The 19021-nt window shown below is 43.0% G+C and carries 21 protein-coding genes; all 21 read left to right on the forward strand.

Annotation, left to right across the window (positions count from 1 at the left end):
• On the forward strand, positions 1–171 hold a 171-nt coding region (locus J7M13_00070), incomplete at its 5' end, for a 1-deoxy-D-xylulose-5-phosphate reductoisomerase (protein MCD6362391.1).
• Positions 168–1178, forward strand: a complete 1011-nt coding sequence (gene rseP / locus J7M13_00075) for an RIP metalloprotease RseP (protein ID MCD6362392.1) — start codon at positions 168–170, stop codon at positions 1176–1178. The genes J7M13_00070 and rseP, both read left to right, overlap by 4 nt.
• Complete coding sequence (ispG, locus tag J7M13_00080) at positions 1175–2284, forward strand: flavodoxin-dependent (E)-4-hydroxy-3-methylbut-2-enyl-diphosphate synthase (protein MCD6362393.1); 1110 nt, start codon at positions 1175–1177, stop codon at positions 2282–2284. The genes rseP and ispG overlap by 4 nt, the downstream gene beginning before the upstream one ends.
• Positions 2235–3977: a proline--tRNA ligase gene (locus J7M13_00085; GenBank protein MCD6362394.1), complete on the forward strand. Its 1743-nt coding sequence runs from the start codon at positions 2235–2237 to the stop codon at positions 3975–3977. Before ispG ends, J7M13_00085 begins: the two co-directional genes overlap by 50 nt.
• Positions 3978–3991: 14 nt before the next feature.
• Positions 3992–5722 carry an adenine deaminase gene (ade, locus tag J7M13_00090; GenBank protein ID MCD6362395.1) on the forward strand — a complete coding sequence of 577 codons (1731 nt, stop codon included), beginning with the start codon at positions 3992–3994 and terminating at the stop codon, positions 5720–5722.
• A 79-nt stretch (positions 5723–5801) separates the two neighbouring features.
• A complete protein-coding gene (locus J7M13_00095; GenBank protein MCD6362396.1) occupies positions 5802–6713 on the forward strand; it encodes a hypothetical protein in 912 nt (303 codons plus the stop codon).
• Positions 6714–6819: 106 nt separating this feature from the next.
• On the forward strand, positions 6820–8079 hold the full coding sequence (locus J7M13_00100; GenBank protein ID MCD6362397.1) for a dicarboxylate/amino acid:cation symporter: 1260 nt from the start codon (positions 6820–6822) through the stop codon (positions 8077–8079).
• Positions 8060–8773, forward strand: a complete 714-nt coding sequence (locus J7M13_00105; protein MCD6362398.1) for an aspartate/glutamate racemase family protein — start codon at positions 8060–8062, stop codon at positions 8771–8773. The genes J7M13_00100 and J7M13_00105 overlap by 20 nt, the downstream gene beginning before the upstream one ends.
• Positions 8774–8812: 39 nt before the next feature.
• Positions 8813–9067, forward strand: a complete 255-nt coding sequence (locus tag J7M13_00110; protein MCD6362399.1) for a hypothetical protein — start codon at positions 8813–8815, stop codon at positions 9065–9067.
• Positions 9064–10176 (forward strand): HD domain-containing protein, encoded by a 1113-nt coding sequence (locus J7M13_00115; GenBank protein MCD6362400.1) that lies wholly within the window; start codon positions 9064–9066, stop codon positions 10174–10176. Before J7M13_00110 ends, J7M13_00115 begins: the two co-directional genes overlap by 4 nt.
• Positions 10177–10183: 7 nt before the next feature.
• A complete protein-coding gene (locus J7M13_00120; GenBank protein ID MCD6362401.1) occupies positions 10184–10711 on the forward strand; it encodes a hypothetical protein in 528 nt (175 codons plus the stop codon).
• Positions 10712–10728: 17 nt separating this feature from the next.
• A complete protein-coding gene (locus J7M13_00125; GenBank protein MCD6362402.1) occupies positions 10729–12555 on the forward strand; it encodes a motility associated factor glycosyltransferase family protein in 1827 nt (608 codons plus the stop codon).
• Positions 12552–12821 (forward strand): hypothetical protein, encoded by a 270-nt coding sequence (locus J7M13_00130; GenBank protein ID MCD6362403.1) that lies wholly within the window; start codon positions 12552–12554, stop codon positions 12819–12821. Before J7M13_00125 ends, J7M13_00130 begins: the two co-directional genes overlap by 4 nt.
• 18 nt (positions 12822–12839) lie before the next feature.
• A complete protein-coding gene (gene secG, locus J7M13_00135) occupies positions 12840–13067 on the forward strand; it encodes a preprotein translocase subunit SecG (protein ID MCD6362404.1) in 228 nt (75 codons plus the stop codon).
• A gap of 34 nt (positions 13068–13101) precedes the next feature.
• Entirely contained in the window at positions 13102–14130 is a 1029-nt protein-coding gene (locus J7M13_00140; GenBank protein ID MCD6362405.1) for a nicotinate phosphoribosyltransferase, read from the forward strand.
• A gap of 16 nt (positions 14131–14146) precedes the next feature.
• Positions 14147–15274: a DegT/DnrJ/EryC1/StrS family aminotransferase gene (locus tag J7M13_00145; GenBank protein ID MCD6362406.1), complete on the forward strand. Its 1128-nt coding sequence runs from the start codon at positions 14147–14149 to the stop codon at positions 15272–15274.
• Entirely contained in the window at positions 15274–16134 is an 861-nt protein-coding gene (locus J7M13_00150) for a DUF4392 domain-containing protein (protein ID MCD6362407.1), read from the forward strand. The genes J7M13_00145 and J7M13_00150 overlap by 1 nt, the downstream gene beginning before the upstream one ends.
• Entirely contained in the window at positions 16119–16565 is a 447-nt protein-coding gene (locus J7M13_00155; GenBank protein MCD6362408.1) for a hypothetical protein, read from the forward strand. The genes J7M13_00150 and J7M13_00155 overlap by 16 nt, the downstream gene beginning before the upstream one ends.
• On the forward strand, positions 16566–17360 hold the full coding sequence (locus tag J7M13_00160; GenBank protein MCD6362409.1) for a 3-keto-5-aminohexanoate cleavage protein: 795 nt from the start codon (positions 16566–16568) through the stop codon (positions 17358–17360).
• Complete coding sequence (locus J7M13_00165; GenBank protein MCD6362410.1) at positions 17351–18205, forward strand: class II fructose-1,6-bisphosphate aldolase; 855 nt, start codon at positions 17351–17353, stop codon at positions 18203–18205. The genes J7M13_00160 and J7M13_00165 overlap by 10 nt, the downstream gene beginning before the upstream one ends.
• Position 18206: 1 nt before the next feature.
• On the forward strand, positions 18207–18857 hold the full coding sequence (gene fsa / locus J7M13_00170; protein MCD6362411.1) for a fructose-6-phosphate aldolase: 651 nt from the start codon (positions 18207–18209) through the stop codon (positions 18855–18857).
• Positions 18858–19021 lie beyond the last annotated feature (164 nt).

A 19021-nucleotide genomic window follows, 5' to 3' on the forward strand; every position in this document is an offset into this window, starting at 1 on the left:
GATGAGGTGGCGGTTTCTCTCTTTCTGTCAGGGAAAATATGCTTTGACGATATATATAAGATTATAAGAAGAGCGCTGTTTCACTTCCCGATAGAGGAGCTCTCATCACCCGAGGATATATATTTCTGGGATGCTGAAACGCGTGGATTTCTTCAGGGGGTTCTGGAATGACCACGATTTTAGCGTTTCTCTTTGTTATCGGTATAGTCGTTTTCTTTCATGAGTTTGGACATTTCCTGATGGCGAGGCTTGAGGGAATAAAAGTTAAGGAATTCGCGATAGGCTTTGGTCCTCCGGTTTTTTCCAAGATAAGGAAAGACACTATATACTCTTTTAGATTGCTTCCCTTGGGGGGCTTCGTAAGGTTATACGGTGAAACTCCAGAAGAGAAGGGAGAAGGTAGTTTTCTTGATAGTTCGGCTTGGTCTCGCCTTAAGGTTATAGCTGCGGGACCGCTCATGAATTTTGTTCTTGCGGTTTTAATGTTCTTCTTAATATTTACAGTTAGAGGGTATCCTGATCTTGCAACTTGCAGAATTGGAACGGTTATAGCGGGTGCACCGGCTGAAAAAGCGGGGCTTAAGCCGGGAGATGAGATAGTTATGATAGGTAGTGTTAAGGTCACCCGCTGGGAGGAACTCGCGAAAATAATACACGCAAGCGCTGGAAAAAGACTGAAACTCCTCGTTCTGAGGGACGGTAGGGAAATAACGGTGGATGTGGTTCCAGAGTATAATCCAAAGCTTAAAGTAGGATTAATAGGAATAACACCATGGGTTGAAAGGTTTAATCCTATAGGGGCTTTATATTACTCTACGAAGTATACGCTTGGGGTTAGTTATCTTATGCTTGTTGCTATTGGAAGAATGATATTGAGAAAGGAAAAGCTGGACATAAGAGGACCGGTTGCGGTAGCTCAGCTTGCAGGACAGGCTGCTAAAGGCGGATGGGTCAGCTTATGTTCTTTCACTGGGCTGATAAGCGTGAATCTCGCTTTTATAAATCTATTCCCTCTACCTGCTCTGGATGGAGGAAGGCTGATTTTTATCCTTTTCGAGATAATATTTAGAAGACGATTAAACCCGAAATATGAAAGCACGATACACTATATAGGTTTTCTTATTCTCATAACGCTTATGATATTAATAACCTATCATGATATAGTTAGTATGAGGTGAGGAGGAAGTTGCCGAGCTCAAGAACCATATATCTTGGAGGAGTTTCTATCGGTGGAGGGGCTCCCATACGTGTTCAAAGCATGTTAAGATACTCTTTAATGAACCTTGAGAAATGTCTTTCGGAAGCCCGCTCTCTCATCAATGCGGGTTGCGAGATTTTAAGGGTTGCTCTTTATTCTGAGGATCAACTTGAGAAGCTCAGCCAGCTTAAGAAATCCTTGGAGATTCCAATCGTTGCAGATGTGCACTATGTTCCTGATTTGGCGGTTAAAGCGCTGCTCTGGGGTGCTGATGGCGTTAGGATAAATCCTGGAAATATGGTGAGGCGTGAGTTTTTCAAGGAAATTGCCAAAGTTGCTTCCGATTTAGGGAAAGTTGTGAGGGTAGGGGTGAACCTCGGAAGCGTTTCTGAGGAAGATTTAAGCAAATATAAAGACCCTGCGTGGGCTATGGTAAATATGGCTTTGGATAGCGTGGAGCTCCTTGAAAGCGGGGGGTTAAGAGGAATAAAAATATCTCTTAAGGCTTCAGATGTCGAAACTACAGTAAAGGCTTATAGGATAATAGCGCAGACTACAGATTATCCTCTTCACATAGGTATAACTGAGGCGGGTCCACTTTGGGAAGGAGCAATAAAATCCGCAGTTGGACTTGGTATCCTTTTATCAGAAGGGATAGGCGATACGGTAAGGGTTTCTTTAACAGGAGACCCGGTTAAAGAAGTGGAGGTAGCTTATGAAATACTGAAAGCGCTGAATTTAAGAAAAAGAGGTGTTGAGATAATTTCCTGTCCAAGATGCGGAAGATGTGAAATAGATCTTGAGAGCTTGGTTGAGGAGGTAAGGAAGAGAACAAGATCTATAACGAAACCCATAAGAATTGCGGTAATGGGGTGTATTGTTAACGGTCCTGGAGAGGCTCGAAATGCAGATATAGGCATAGCTGGTGGGAAGAAAAAGGGGGTGATCTTTAGGAAAGGCAGAGTAATCGAGAGGGTGGAAGAGCCATTTCTAATAGATAGGTTATTAGAACTTATAAAGGAGGAGGTAGATAGTAATGAGAATGAGCATGATGTTCATTCCGACTTTGAGGGAGGATCCCGCTGAGGCTGAAACCGTAAGCCACAAGCTAATGCTCCGTGCGGGAATGATAAGAAAAGTAGCAGCGGGCATATATAATTTTCTCCCGCTTGGCTATAGAGTTATAAGAAAGATAGAGCAGATAATAAGGGAAGAGTTAGATGCCAAGGGAAGTCAGGAGCTCTTTATGCCTGCCCTTCAGCCTGCTGAGCTTTGGAAAACGAGCGGAAGATGGGATATCTATGGTCCGGAGCTCATGAGATTAACCGATAGAAACGGAAGGGAATTTTGTTTAGGCCCCACGCATGAGGAAGTAATAACGACGCTTGTCAAGGAAAATGTTCGCTCTTACAGGGAGCTACCGTTGCTTCTCTATCAGATTCAGACGAAATTCAGAGATGAAATAAGGCCTCGGTTTGGCGTTATGAGAGCAAAAGAGTTTTTAATGAAAGATTTATATAGCTTTGATAGGGATGAAGAAGGCATGAATAGGTCTTACGATGCGATGTATGATGCTTATTGCAGGATATTTAAGAGATGTGGGCTTGCTTTTAAGATCGTGGATGCTGATCCTGGAGCTATAGGTGGAACGGGCTCTCAAGAGTTCATGGTTCTTGCCAAGACGGGTGAGGAGGAAATAGTTTACTGTGATAACTGCGATTATGCGGCAAATAGCAATCAGGCTTCGAGCATAGTTCCGGATATTGATTTCTCCGCGAACGAGGAGGAAAAGGAGCTCAAGAAAGTTCACACTCCTGGAACTAAGACCATAGAAGAAGTGGCAGATTTTCTTGGTGTTGAAAAGAGAAGAACTATAAAGACTTTGTTCTATGAAGCTATTTATAGTAAAGACGAATGGGAGATTGTTGCTGCTTTAGTCCGTGGAGATTACGATGTGAACGAAACGAAGCTAAAGAACTACTTAGGTTGTTTATATCTTAATCTTGCGCGTGAGGAAGAAATTAGCAAAGTTTGTGGTGGAAAAATTGGCTTTGTGGGTCCCGTGAATCTCAGGGGGGTTCGTATCATAATAGATCCTACGGTTGAGAGGCTTAAGAATGCTGTGGCTGGAGCAGGAGAAGAAGATTATCACTTCGTTAACGTAAATCCGGGCAGAGATTTCGATGTTAAGGAAGTGGTTGATATAAGGTTAGTTAAACCGGGCGACAAATGTGTCAGATGTGGTTCTGAGCTAAAATCCACAAGAGGTATCGAGGTGGGACATATATTTAAGCTGGGGTTAAAGTATAGCAAGGCAATGGAAGCTAAATTCGTGGATAGAGATGGTAAGGAAAAGTACTACTATATGGGTTGTTATGGGATAGGCGTTGGGAGAACGATGGCTGCTGCCATAGAGCAGAATCATGACGAAGATGGAATTATATGGCCTATGTCTATAGCTCCCTATCATGTCATTGTCCTTCCAGTTGAATATAGCAATGAAAATCAGATGAAAGTAGCTAATGAGATTTATAATTCCTTAAAGGATCGTGGTGTGGAAGTTGTTATAGATGACAGGGATGAGAGTCCTGGAGTTAAGTTTAAAGATGCTGATTTGATAGGTTTCCCCTTGAGAGTCACCGTTGGAGAGGCTCTTAATGATGGTATGGTTGAGTTAAAATGGAGGAGAACCAAAGAAGTAAAGTTATATCCGGTGGAGGAAATCGTAGATATTGTAGTTAAGGAGATAGAATATCAGCTTAGCGCTCTAATGCCTTAGAAGGTGAGCCTTTTATGAGGATAGAGGATATTCTTCCCGTTGCGAGGGGGAAAGTTCCTGCAGATCTTCTTCTAAAGAATGCTAAGGTGGTTAACGTCTTCTCGGGAGAGATTGAGAAAACTAACGTTGCTATTTTCCGAAAAAGGATAGCGGGGCTTGGAAAGGGGTATACCGAGGGGAAAAGAGTTATAGATCTGAAGGGATCGTATCTCGTTCCTGGTTTGATAGATGCTCACGTTCATATAGAGAGTTCGATGGTGGATCCGGTTCAGTTCGCGAGAGCGGTTCTAATCAGAGGAACTACCACTGTAATTGCTGATCCGCATGAGATAGCAAATGTCGCTGGGTTAAAGGGGGTGGAGTACATATTAAATTATACGGAAGGGATACCGCTTAACATATATGTCATGATTCCCTCGTGCGTGCCGGCAACCTCAATGGAAGGCAGTGGGGCAGAAATCAGCGTCGTGGATATGATAGGCTTCGTTGAGAAACATCCCCGTGTTCTGGGGCTTGGTGAGGTTATGAACTTCCCTGGCGTTATAGAGGGCGAAAGGGACGTTATAGCCAAAATAGAGCTTTTAAGGCATAAATATAAAAAGATAGATGGCCACTGTCCTTCCTTAAGTGGGAAGGATTTGAACGCTTATATATGTGCTTTTATAAGATCGGATCACGAGTGTGCTACTCTTGAGGAGGCGAGGGAGAAACTTGCAAGAGGTATGCAGATATTAATAAGGGAGGGTAGCGCAGCTCGCAACCTGGATGATTTAATACCTCTCTTTAATGAAATGAACCATTATTTTATTTCATTTTGCACCGATGATAAGCATCCGGATGATATTCTTGAGGAGGGACATATAGATTATATGGTTAGAAGATCTATACAAAGAGGAGTCCCGCCAGTTATGGCAATAAGGGCTGCCACTATAAATACTGCGAGGCACTACAATCTCAGGAGCATGGGGGCTATAGCACCGGGATACAAAGCAGATATGGTCGTCGTTGACGATTTATATGATTTTAAACCAAGAATAGTGATAAAGGATGCTGTTTTGGTAGCAGAGGATGGAGAGCTCAAAGTGGATATAGTAGGGGCTCCCTGTTCCTCATTTGCGGTTGAAGCTTCCTTTAAATGTCCCCTGATTTCTCAGGATGATTTATTAGTAAAAGCCAATGGAGAAAGAATTCGAGTTATAGGCTTAAAAAGCAGAAGCATATATACCGAGGGGCGTGTGGAAAAGGTTGAAGCTAAGGGAGATGGTTTCCTTCTGCCTGATGTTGAGAGAGACCTTCTTGAGATAGCGATAATAAATAGGCATAAGCCACAGAAAATAATATCTAAGGGCTTTCTCAAAGGGCTTGGGCTTAAAAGGGGTGCTATAGCTACCTCTGTTGGTCACGATTCTCATAACCTGTGCGTGGTCGGTGCTGATCTTAATGATATGGTTCTTGCAGCCAACGAGGTGATATCTATTGGAGGAGGCTTAGTTGTCGTAAGCGGTGGAAAAGTCTTGGGGAAACTTCCCCTTCCCATAGGAGGATTGATGTCCGTTAAGAGCATGGAAACGGTGGCAAGGGAGGTAAGAAATCTCAAGAGGATAACTAAGGAGCTTGGCTCAAAGCTCGATGATCCATTTATGACTCTTTCCTTTGTTCAGCTTCCCGTTATACCAGAGATAAGGATAACGGATCGAGGAATAGTGGATGTAAGAAGCTTTTCCTTTGTTCCTCTTTTTCTCTAAACCTTCTCTATTCGTGAGCCGATAAATAATTGAGGAAAACTTAAATAATACTATTCCCAGGGAAGGGGAGGGGAAAAGCATGGAGGCTTTAAGCGTATCCTCGCTGAGAGCATCTCTGAGGTATGAGGAGGTATTGGCTCTCAAAGGAAATCCTCGGGAGGATAGGGTTGCCTCGCTGTATGACACCTTGCGCCTTAAGGATCCCAAGCTGGCGCGTGATTTCCTAACAATGGTTAGTTTTCTCAAAGAGGTCGCTCCTGAGATGGTGGATGATTTCTTGGATCTTGTCGATCAGGCTGTGAAATCGGATAAGAAAGCACCGGTATCTGAAAGTTCAGCTGCTATGGTAGAGTCTCTCTCCTTCAAGCTTGACCTCAAGATAGGCGTGGTTGAGAAACAGGATGATAGTGGAGACGTAATTTCAACGAGATTGCTTCTTAAACTGAAGATAGATTACAGAAGAGAGGTCAAAGCAGTGAAGAAAATGGATCCCATAGTGCTTGATATGAAGGGAGATGGCATAAAGCTCACAGGTCTTAAAAACCCAGCGGAATTTGATATCGATGGAGATGGGCGTAAGGAGAAAGTCAGCTTTGTGGAGGGCGATGATGCATTTCTCTTTCTCGATCTTAACATGAACCGGTTTCTTGATAATGGCTGGGAGCTCATAGGAGATCAATGGGGGTTTAAAAATGGGTTCGAGATGTTAAAAACTCTTGATTTTAACAAGGATAATGCTATATCTCCGGAGGATCCAGTCTACAAGCTCCTTTATATTTTTCAGGATTTAAACGGAGACAGGAAGGTTGAGCCGTTTGAAATCCGCTCTCTTAAAGAGGCAGGTATCTTCAAATTGGATCTCTCTTATAGATCAGTATCGATTAAATTGAACAACACCGATAGACTCATAGCAATTTCCTCTTATAAGAGCACGATGCATAGTCTTAGGCTAAGAATGGCAGATGCTGTTTTAGGATACGCTGAGGGGTAAAGGGGGAGCTCCCCTCTCCTTTGCCCCTTTTTCTTTGTGCTTGTTTCCTTCCCGAAAAGGGTTTATAATTTTATTTGGCAAAGCCTTTTCGGGGGGGGATTTGAGCATGTGGCGGCGGTATCTTGAGATCAGCGTTCTAACGAAGATACTCATCGGTCTTGTTGCTGGTGTGATCATCGGCCTTTTAGTTGGACCTCAGATGGTTGTTCTAAAGCCCCTTGGTGATCTTTTTATGAGACTGTTGAAAATGATCGTTATGCCGGTTGTATTCTTCTCGCTTGTAGTAGGAGCTGCGAGCATTGAGCCAGCGAGGCTTGGTAGGGTTGGCGTTAAGATTATTCTTTACTATCTCTTTACGTCGGCTTGTGCGGTTGCTATAGGTTTGCTCATGGGAAACCTCTTTCATCCAGGAGCTGGGCTCAAGTTAGCCGGCATAACGGGAAAGGCTTTATCTAAAACACCGCCTTCTTTAACGAAGGTGCTTCTTGAAATAGTACCGAAGAATCCTTTCGCAGCGCTTGCTAAAGGGCAAGTTCTTCCGACGATATTTTTCGCCATAGTTTTGGGGATAGCCCTTTCGCTTCTTAAAATGAGTAAACAGGAGGGCATAAAGACATCTGCTGAGACCGCTATAAGGGTATTCGATGGGCTTGCAAATGCTATCTATAAAATAGTTGCAGGTGTTCTTCAATACGCTCCTATAGGGGTTTTTGCTCTTGTAGGTATAGTGTTTGGAAAGCAGGGAGCTAAAGCTGCTGGACCACTGTTGATAGTTATTCTTGCTGTTTACTTGGGATTGTTCATACACATATTCTTGGTATATGGAAGCTTTCTTAGAATTTTTGGTGTAGGATTATTTAAGTTCCTTTCCAAAGCCAAGGAGGCAATGCTAACTGCATTCGTTACGAGAAGCAGTAGTGGTACTTTGCCGGTAACGATGACAGTTGCGCGTGAGGAGATGGGTCTTCCGGTTGGGATTTATTCCTTTACGCTTCCTCTTGGAGCTACGGTTAATATGGATGGAACGGCGTTATATCAAGGAGTTTGCGCTTTGTTTGTGGCTAACGCTATTGGGTTAAAGCTTGCTTTATCCCAGCAGATAGTGATTATAGTTACCGCTGTTTTGGCTTCCATAGGAACTGCGGGTGTTCCTGGAGCAGGAGCGATAATGTTGCTTATGGTTCTTGATTCCATAGGTGTTAAGCTTACCGAGGGAAGTGCTGCAGCGATGGCTTACGCTATGATACTCGGTATCGATGCGATTCTTGATATGGGTAGAACGATGGTTAATGTGACCGGAGACCTCACTGGTACCGTTATAGTTAGTAAGTCGGAGAGGGAAGTGGATGAGTCAAAGTGGAGGTAAGATAATAGGTATCCTCGGGGGTATGGGTCCCGAAGCGACAGCAGATCTATTTTTGAAAATAATAAAACTCACTCCGGCAAGCAGGGATCAGGACCACTTGCGAGTTATTATAGATTCTAATCCTAAAATTCCAGACAGAACGGCATATATACTGGGGGGCGGGGAAGATCCTTTCCCCGCCTTGCTTAAAACGGCTCTCAACCTTAAGAAAGCAGGAGTAGATTTTGCCATTATGCCATGTAATACTGCTCACTACTTTCTGGACAGGCTCGTCAAAGAAAGTGGGCTTAAGTTTTTGAGCATGATTGAGGCAGTTTGCAGGGAAATCGAAGCAAGAGTACTTCCCCCGGCGAAGATCGGACTTCTTGCCACTGATGGAACTTTAAAAGTAGGACTATATCATAACGCCTTGGAAAAACGCAACTACGTTCCTTTGTGCCCCTCTGCAGAGGGGCAGAGGCTCGTTATGAAAAGCATTTATGATGGCGTTAAAGCTGGACAGCTTGATAAGGCAAGAGAATGGATTAAGGAACCTCTTCGTGAAATGATGGCGCAGGGAGTAAAGGCTGTAATTCTGGGATGTACGGAGCTCCCTTTGCTATTTGAGAGAGAGGAGGTAGAGGGAGTCTTCTTAATCGATTCCACCCTCGCCCTTGCGAAAATGGCGGTTGAATTCGCTATTAATAAGGAGTAAGGGCTGTGTTATAATATTTTCTGAAGGAGGTAATTGATTATGGAGGAAAAGGTCTACTTCTGTCAGGAGTGTGGAAAGGTGATATCCGCGCTGGAGAGGGAATATACCCTTCAAAAAGTAGGTAGGGCATTGTGTTGGGATTGCTTAAAGAGACACATAGTTCTCGTGGAGCTAAGGAAGAAGGAAAATAAACAAGAGACTATAGAGGAGACCATAAAAGGGTTGCAGCAGGAGAACGTTAAGGTTACCGCTTTTGAACAAATGTATAGTGGTGGTGAAGAAGAGCAAGGATGAAGAGGGTATATGTTGATGAGTTAAAGCCAGGGGATAAGCTGGCTTGGCCGGTTTATTTAGGTAGTGGGGAAATTCTTTTAGAGGCGGGGAAAGTTTTAACTGAGGAGGATATAGATAGGCTTCATGAATGGAGAATAGTCGAGGTTTTGGTAGAAGGCTATGATGAGCTTGAGAGAGAGCTTGAGGAGGAAAAGATCCTAAAAGAGGTATTTAGGGAAGCACATAGGCAAGCAGTTGAGCACTCAAAGAGGATATTAAGGCGCTTTTCTAAGAATGAGAGGGTTAATAGAGAGGAGATAGAGAAGGTTGTTCTGGATACGCTTGAGAACCTTTCCATAAATAAGGATGTTCTTTTAGCTATTTCGACTTATCTTAAGGGAAAAGAGGAATATCTTTTTACTCACTCGGTTAACACGATGGTAACTTCATTGGCTATAGGAGGCTATCTTGGTTATGATCGTGAGAGGTTAGAGCTTATCGGGATAGGTGCTATACTTCACGATGTGGGTCTTATTCAACTTTCGGAGAGAAGGAAAATCAGAGATGAAGATGATTTTAAAGAGCATCCAGAGGTGGGGTTAAAGATAATAAGGAGTTTGATTCCTAATGTGCATCCTATCATTGCTAATATAGTTTTAGAGCACCATGAGAGGAAAAATGGTAGCGGTTATCCAAATGGTTTGAGGGGAAACGAGATAGCTACAGAGGCAATGATTGTTGGGGTTGCAGATGTTTTTGAAAGATTAACATCGCCGAACTTTGGTGATAGAAAACTTTCACCATTTGAAGCAATGAAATATATATTATCACATACAAGTGAGCTTTTCGATGTGAGAGTGGTAGAAGCATTGATGAGAGTTATGGTTATTTATCCGTTGGGAAGCTTGGTGAGGCTAAGTACAGGTGAGATTGGAAGAGTTGCAGCTTCTACGGATAACCCATTTAGACCCAAAGTTAATATAATTTTCGATCGGTTTGGAAAACCTATGGAAAAGGTTGTGAGGATAGATTTAACGGCAGAGGGTAATAGAAAGCTTTTTATAACGGAGGTCTTAGATGAGAGCGAGCTTGATTTAGATTTTGCTCGTGAACTCGCGGGTGAGAGGTGAGCCCTGAATGAGGGTAGATTCTGTTATAAGGAATCCTACCCTGTATTACAAGCTTGATCCGGGCGAAATGGGTATAGCTGCGCCGGCTAAGGCGAGTGAAAGCGTGCTTCGCGTTACCGCTCACGAGCTGGGTAATATACATCGTTTCGAAGCAGAAGCTGCGATGGAGGGCGGTATAGTCATCTATGAGAATATATCGCTTGATCTCGCCTTCGAGGGATCATTTCTCGCTGCGAGAGCGGGGAAATCTGAGGCAAAAATAATATACAGAAGAAAGGGAAAAAGACTTCTTATAGATAAGCTTGGCGTTCCTAAGAATAAGGAACGTGCTGAAAGGGATCTCCAGGCAAAGAGAAATAGGATAAGGGGTAAGATAGAAAGGGTAAGAAGGGATCCCACCCTTACGTTGAGAGAAAGGGAACGCAAGGTTGAGGAGCTTGAAAGAAAGCTCCGCGAAATAGAAAAGCTTTTAAGGCTCGTTAGGGTTGGAATCCCGATACCTTATAGAGGAGCTGCTCTTGATCTAACAGCTTAAAGCTTTGGAGGCTTTTGATGGATCTCCTTTCTCTGAACCTGCAAGCTATAAAGCATCGAAATCGTGAGCTGTTTCAGAAGCTTAGAAAGGTGCCACCTGCACCTTACGTATCGTTTTCTCCTTCTAAGAAGGGTCCGCTGGTAGCTTATGTCCTTGCTAAGGATGGAAAGAGATATCTTTTGCATAGTGCTCATGATCCAATTGCGGAGGCTGAAGATGTAGCGTCGAAGGTACGATGGCGTGGTGTAACTCATGTAGTTGTCTTCGGGCTGGGATGCGGTTATCAGCTTCCTTCTATTTTAAAGAGGGTTTCCCCAAAGGTGAAAGTTTATGCGATAGAACCGGATATATCTCTTTTTAAGGCGGTTTTAGCTGTTGTGAATTGGAAGAGCTTTCTTTCCTATCCAAATCTTAATCTAATAGTAGGGTTGAATCCCTCAGCAGCTGTGGAAGCTATTATGAAGACCCTTAATCCTGTCGAGCTTAAGGCTCTTGAAATCTTCAGGCACCCTGTTTACTATAGGCTCCTCCCAACATACTTTTCTGAGCTGGAAAAGGAGTTAAACGAATCTATAAGGATCTCTCTCGTTAATCTTATAACCGCTTTGCAAACAAGCTTTAGGGATCAAAAAAATACTCTGCTTAACCTAAGGTATGTGGTTTTTAATCCCCCTGTCAAGAATATCTTTAGAGCTTTTACTGGCAAACCCGCGATTATAGTCTGCGCTGGTCCCTCTCTTGATAAGAATGTCCATTATCTTGCGGACGTTCAAGACAAAGCCTTGATTATCTCGGTTGATACCGCTTTAAGGCCTCTCATTGTTAGGGGTATACATCCTCATATAGTTGTAGCTGGTGATCCCCAAGATGCCAATTTCGATCATTTTAGAATGGTTAAACCTTCGGAGATGGAAGGGATCTATTTAGTGGCAGAACCAAGGGTCTCTCCTCTAATTTTTAATTATTGGCGAGGCAGGATATTTATATGTGATTTTGGTTCTCAGATTATGAGATGGTTAAGGAGCTTCTATGGAGAATTTGGAAAGTTGACCGTGTGGGGATCAGTTTCAACGGTTGCCGTTAGCTTAGCGGTTGAGCTTGGATGTAGGCCCATAATTTTGCTGGGGCAGGATTTGGCTTATACGGGTTTAAAAAGATATGCTTCATATACTTGGGTTGATGAAACTTCCCCTAATGATGTTGACCCTGGAAGATTTAACCTTATCAGAGAAAAAGACATCTGGGGTAGAGAAACATATACCGCTAGAAATATGTTAAGCTATCGAGATTGGTTAAAACAGTTTTTTAAAAAAGTTAGGGGAGTTTTCATAAACGCTACTGAAGGGGGGATATTAAGGGAAGGAGCAGATATAAAGAGCTTTGTGGAGGTATCTCATACCCTTTTAAAGGGGACTTTTAAGCCCCTGGAAATTTTAGGAAAGAATTGGAGAAATAGGAAAAGTCCTGAAAGGCTTTCAAAAGAGATGGAAGAAAAGCTTTCCTCGCTGATGGCAGTGATGAAGGAGGTAATTGAGTTATGCAGTGATAAAATTTCTATCCTCGAAAAATCTTGTGGTAAAATAAACGAGGAAGTTAGAGAAGGAGAGGATAGGTTAAAAGCGCTCTTTAAGCGATATCCCTTTATAGAAGAAGGATTCCTTCCATATATTTTGGCTTTTAATAGGGGGATTGAGCGCTTGCGAGACCTGCCTGAGGAGGAAGCCGAGAAGAAGGAGTTTGAGGCATACGCGCTTCTTTTCACTGGCGTAAGGGATATGGCAACCAAGTATGTAGAAACCATTGATGAAGCAATGCGTAAATTGAAAGGGGGTAAAGCATCATGAAGTTCTTCTTCTGGGATCTTGGTGCTTATTTGGGAAAGATTCTTCTTGCTCTTGTGGCTGGTGGAGGAATTGCCCTTATAGCTGCTATTATAGCTTTTATTTTTTGGGATAAGGCAGATATATTGGAGGAAGAAATCGAAGAGGAAGGGGAATCTCGCAAATCTTCTGCTTCTATCTTCTGGCGCGTTCTCGCTGTAGTAGTTGGAGGGTTAGGATGTATTTGGGGTATATCTGCTTTTATAGATACGATAAAATTTCTCTTTTGAAGAAGGGAGGGATATAGCTTGAAAACTATAGTAGTTGTGGCTCACATTTTTCTAGCAGTTGCATTAATATTTGCAGTTATGGTTCAGGGAAGAAAAAGCTCACACTTCTCTGGTATATTTGGTGGAGGAACCATTGCTGATATGAGTGGTGGACAGAGGAAAAAGCTTCCTCTTCTTACTAAGGTAACAGCGGCTTTGGGAGCTGCTTTTATGTTTACCGCTTTTCTTATGGCTTTTTATAGGTAACATGCGATAAGCTCTGGAAAGGTGAGGACTTAAAATGATAAGGAACTTGGATGACGTTAGGAGCATTAAGCTTGGTGATAAGAGATTTCATTCCGCTACCCATGAGGAGATCAGAAATGGCTTAACGACGGATATATATTTTATAAAGACAATAGAGGTTCTGAGGCACCTTGGGCTTGAAAGGGTTAACGTTGTCGCTGATATATTTCCCCGGCGAGATGGAGTCATGGCTGGAGTCGAGGAGGTTTTAAGACTTCTTGAGAACAAGAAAGATATTAAGGTATGGGGGCTCGAGGAAGGAGAGGAATTCGAAAAAAAAGAGATAATTATGCAGATAGAGGGCCCCTATGAGGAGTTTGGCCCGCTTGAAACTGTGATATTAGGCATGCTCGCGAGCGCCTCGAGTTGGGCATCGGCTGCGAGGGAGTGTAAGAAAGCAGCTGGTGATAAAATGCTTCTGTGTTTTGGGGCAAGACATGTTCATCCTGCGGTAGCGCCGGTTATGGAAAGAGCTGCTTTGATAGGAGGAGCTGATGCAGCAAGCTGTATTCTTGGGGCAAAGCTTTTGGGAAGAGAACCTACGGGTACAATACCTCATGCTGCAATATTGATAGCTGGGGATACGTTGGTTTTTGCTCGTGCGTATGATGAGGTTATGCCAGATGAGGAGCCTCGTATAGTTCTCGTTGATACTTTTAAGGATGAAGCGGAAGAGTCTATAAGAGTTGCCAAGCTTCTCAGAGAAAAGCTTTTAGGAGTGAGGCTGGATACCCCTGATGAAAGGGGAGGAGTTACCCTTGATTTGGTTAAGGAGGTTAGGGCAAGGCTTGATCTTGCTGGATTTAAGCGGGTTAAGATATTCGTTTCCGGAGGTTTAAATCCTGATAAAATCCACGCTTTTAGAGATGCGCCTGTAGATGGCTTTGGAGTTGGAAGCTACATAGTTCATGGTGTTCCAATAGACATGACCATGGATCTTAAAGAGGTAATGGGAAAGCCTCTTGCTAAAAGGGGGAGGATCCCTGGTAGGTCTAAGAACCCGAGGTTAAAGCGTCTTCTTTAGGAAGGGGGAAAACGTGGTGAGAGTACCTCTTCTTGATCTGAAGGCCCAATATGCACGTATAAAAGAGGAGATAGATAAAGCTTTATACTCGGTTTTGGAAAGTCAGAGGTTTATACTTGGAGAGAACGTTTTTAAGCTTGAGAAAGAACTTTCAAGTTATATAGGCGTTAAGCATGCTATAGGGGTTGCTTCAGGAAGTGATGCGCTTTTGCTGTCATACATGGCTTTAGGGTTAGGAGAAGGGGATGAGATTATAACATCGCCTTTTACTTTTTTTGCGACGGCAAGCTCAGCCGCTCGCTTGGGAATTAGAGTGATTTTTGCTGATGTTAGAGAGGATACTTATAACTTAGATATATCTTCGGTAAGGGAGAGGTTGACTCCTCAGGTTAAAGCGTTAGTTCCTGTACATATATTTGGTCAACCTGTGGAAATGGATAAGATCATGGAAATATCTCGTGAAAGAGGAATTCCTGTAGTTGAAGATGTGGCTCAAGCTATAGGTTCTGCATTTAAGGGGAGAAAGGCAGGATCTTTTGGCTCTTTAAATTGTCTTTCCTTTTTCCCTTCTAAGAATCTTGGGGGCTATGGAGATGGAGGGGCTATATTGACGGATGATGATCATCTTGCAGAGCTGGTGAGGAAGCTCAGGGTTCACGGTAGCTCCAAAAGATACTATCATGATCTTTTGGGTATAAATAGCAGGCTTGATGAGATTCAAGCTGCTATTCTTCGCGTTAAGCTAAAGTATATAGATAAATGGAATGAGGAAAGAAGGGAGAGAGCTAAATACTATAATTACCTCTTTAAGGAAGCCTCGTTGGGAGAATTTGTTCAACCTCCCGTTGAGTTAGAGGGAAACTATCACGTTTATCATCAGTATGTGATTAGGGTTAAAGAAAGAGATAAGCTGAGGTCTTATCTTGCCGAAAGGGGAATCGATACTCAAATCTATTACCCCATTCCATTGCACCTGCAGCCGTGCTTTAAAGCTTGGGGATACGAAAAAGGCTACTGTCCGGTTGCAGAAAGGCTATGCGATGAGGTCTTAGCCCTCCCCATGTATCCTGAGCTTGAGAAGAGGGCACAGGAATATGTAGTAGAAAACATAGCAGATTTCTATGGGGGAAGAGGGAGTCGATAATGTTAAGCTTTTGGAAAACCCTTAACGGTATCGTTTCTGAGGATGTTGGAAAGAGGGGGATACAATTTCTATCCTCTGCTGATGATCTTAAAGGTGCCGTTGAAACGCTTAGCGAGGCAAAGAAGATCGCTATTTTCACGGGATTTATAATTCGTAGAGAGCTTAAAGGGGAGACGGATGGTCCTATAGGAGCGCTTTTTCTTGCGAGAGGCTTATTGAGAGCAGGTAAAGACGCTTCGATATGGACGGATTTCCCTCATTACAAGGTTATCAAGGCGGGATTAAGCTTTTTAAAAATAAATATACCTCTCTTTAACATTCCGATAATCTTCGGGGGAGAGCTAATTTCAGCTTTCTGGAAAGAGAAGTTTGACTTGCTCATATCTGTAGAAAGACCGGGAAGGTCAATAGATGGTAGATATTATAGTTATAGGGGAGAAGATGTTTCTCCTTATACCTCTCCGTTAGATGAGTTTTTTCTCGAGGCAAAGAGAAGAGGTGTTCCCACGATCGGTATCGGTGATGGGGGGAATGAGATAGGAATGGGAAAGATTAGACCCCAGATTTTAGAGAAGCTTCCGAGGGGTGCTAAAATCTCTACTATAGTAAGTACCGATTATCTTGTAGTAAGCGGTATATCTAACTGGGGAGCTTATGCACTTTTAGCTGGTATCTCAAAGCTTAACGGTATTCCTGATCTCCTACCTGATCCTGGCGAGGAGATAGAGTTGATAAAGTGTGCGGTAGAAGCTGGAGCTATAGATGGAGTTCGTGTTGAGCCAACGGCTACTGTTGATGGTCTATCTCAAGAGGTCTTGAGAGAGAAATTAAGGGAAATAGAGAGTTGCGTAAGAGATTAGTCTTTCAAGTTTTGATTCTATTGCTCTCCGTTTTTTTAACCTCCTGCACGGGGCTCAGTAAATGGAGAACCTACTATTATACTGGGAATCTTAAGATAGAAGAAGCGTATATATGCTCTGATGTAACAGAAAACCTTGAGCCTATAAAGATAGGTAATCATTTCAATTACGGTATAAAGATGGTATGTTTGTGGTTTAAATATAGCTACTCTGATTCAGCAGTTGCGCTACTCAGGGTAAGATGGTACTATCATGGATACTTCATCTATCAAAAGAATTACTATCTGAAAGATAAGGAAGGTGTTAGAGCGTTTTATCTATTTCTATCATCTGGGGATCCTCTTCCGCAGGGGAACTATGAGGTTAGGATGATGTATAAAGGCAAGGTAATAAAAACGCTTAAGTTTTCTATAGATGGAGGTGAAAGCTAATTGACGAAGCGTTTTATATTAATGCTTGCCCCGGTCAGGAAAGGAAGGGAGTTTTCTCCATCTCAAGTGGTGGAGGAAGCGGTCAGATGCAGAGTTAAAGGCGTTTCTATCGTTCACCTCAAGGCTACAAGGGATGATCAAAGGGTGATTTATGATATAGAGCCCTATAGCCAAATGATAACGTGGATTAGGGAGAGAAGTGATCTCTTGGTAGAGTTCCCAACGTGGGGAACCCTGGAGCATAGTGTTGAGGATAGAATTTCCACCTTAGTTTTGAATCCAGACTTTGTTGAAATCATCCCAGGATCCCTTAATGTGAATGGGGAGGTTATTTATAATCCGCGTGATTATATATCATTTTTGCTTCAGACGGTGGCTGAAACGCCCGCCATGGTTGTATTCAAGGTTTTCTCCCCATCTATGATCTTTTATACAAGGAAGCTAATCGAGGAAGAGAAGCTGAATCCCCCTTACATATTTACCTTGACATTTAGTGATCGTCTCTTCCCGGCGACTCCCGAAAATCTTATCTTCATGGTAAAGCAGCTTCCTCCTAACAGCGTATGGTTTATAAATGGGCTTGGGAGTGTATCTAAAACGCTTTGGGCAATGGCTCTTGATCTTGGAGGAAATATTCGAATTGGTCTGGAAGATCTTGAGGAAAGGAATAGTGAGATAGGAAATGAAGAGATTTTGGAAAGCGTCTTAAGTTTGTCGACCTCCTTGGGGTTGGAGCCAGCAACACCCAAGGAAGTAAAGGATATGCTAAAGGAGGAGATCAAAAGATGGGCTTAACTACAGGAGCTATTATCTTGAAAAGAGCGCAAGAGGGCGGGTATGCGGTAGGAGCTTTTAATTTTAATAACCTTGAATTTCTTCAAGCTATAATAGAGGTAGCTGAGGAACTTAATTCGCCTGTTATGCTCCAGGTCAGCGAAGGTGGCATGAAATATATGGGGCTCTCTTTCTTGGAGGGCATAGTTAGGGAGGTTCTGCCCAAGGTTAAGGTGCCTGTTGCCATGCATCTCGATCATGGGTCTCACTTTGATGCTGTGGTTTCCGCTATAAGGATAGGTTTTACTTCGGTAATGATAGATGCCTCTAAGAAGCCTTTTGATGAAAATGCGAGAATAACGAAGGAAGTGGTTAGAATAGCACATGCTGTTGGCGTATCGGTAGAGGCTGAGCTTGGTAAGATAATGGGAACGGAGGAGCATATTAAGGTTGCCGAAACGGAAGCTGTATTTACGGATCCGGAAGAAGCCTTAAAATTTGTTGAATTAACCAATGTAGATTCCTTGGCTGTCGCTATAGGAACCGCTCACGGCATATATAAGGGTAAGCCTAAGCTTGACTTTAAGAGGCTTTCTGAGATAAGAGAAAAAGTGAGTGTCCCTCTCGTTCTTCATGGAGCTTCTGGGGTTCCCTTAGATGATGTTAAGAAAGCCGTTTCTCTTGGGATATGCAAGGTTAACATTGATACTGATTTAAGAATAGCTTTTAGAAAAAAGGTTGAGGAAATAATACTCTCGGAAAGGGATCAAATAGATCCCCGCAAGATATTGGGACCTGCTAAGGAAGCTGTAAAGGAAGTGGTGAGGGAGAAAATAAAAGCCTTTGGATCGGAGGGGAGGATGTAGAATGAAGCTATTTCTGGATACGGCTAATCTTGAGGAGATAAAGCAGGCGGTAAGCTGGGGCGTCATCTCGGGGGTGACAACTAACCCCACTCTGGTTAGCAGAGAAAAGGGGTGGGATTTTCATTCTCTTGTTAAGAAGATATGTGATCTGGTAAAAGGTCCTGTAAGCGCGGAGGTTCTCAGCCTCGAGGCAGATGGAATGGTCCAAGAAGCAAGAGTGCTTGCGTCTTTAGGTGAGCATGTTGTTATAAAAATACCGATGACTCCTGAAGGCATGAAAGCGGTTTCTATTCTATCAAAGGAAGGCATAAAAACCAATGTAACTCTTGTTTTTTCCTTAGAGCAAGCTCTCCTTGCAGCTAACGCTGGAGCTACCTATGTTAGTCCATTTATCGGTAGGCTTGATGATATCGGTGGGGATGGAGTTGAGCTTGTGGCTGAAATAGTATCTGCATTCAAAAGAGGGGATATAGAAACGCAAATTATAGCTGCCAGCATAAGACACACGAGGCATGTTAGGGAGTGTGCCTTGGCTGGTGCTCATATAGCTACGCTTCCATTTAAGGTTTTAAAGCAGATGTTTGTTCATCCCCTGACTGATATAGGAATAGAGAGGTTTCTTAAGGATTGGGAATCGTGTAGGAGCTCCTGAGAGAAAAAGATGCTTCTATGGTTACTTATTTTCGTTATAGCATCTGCTGGAGTGGTAATCGGAGGAGTGTCTTTGGTTGGCGTTACCGAAAGATGGGCAGAAAGCGTTGGGGTGACCAAGGGATGGGCAGGATTATTTATAATAGCGACTATCACTTCCTTGCC

The organism is Synergistota bacterium, from assembly GCA_021159885.1.
GTDB lineage: Bacteria > Synergistota > GBS-1 > GBS-1 > GBS-1 > AUK310.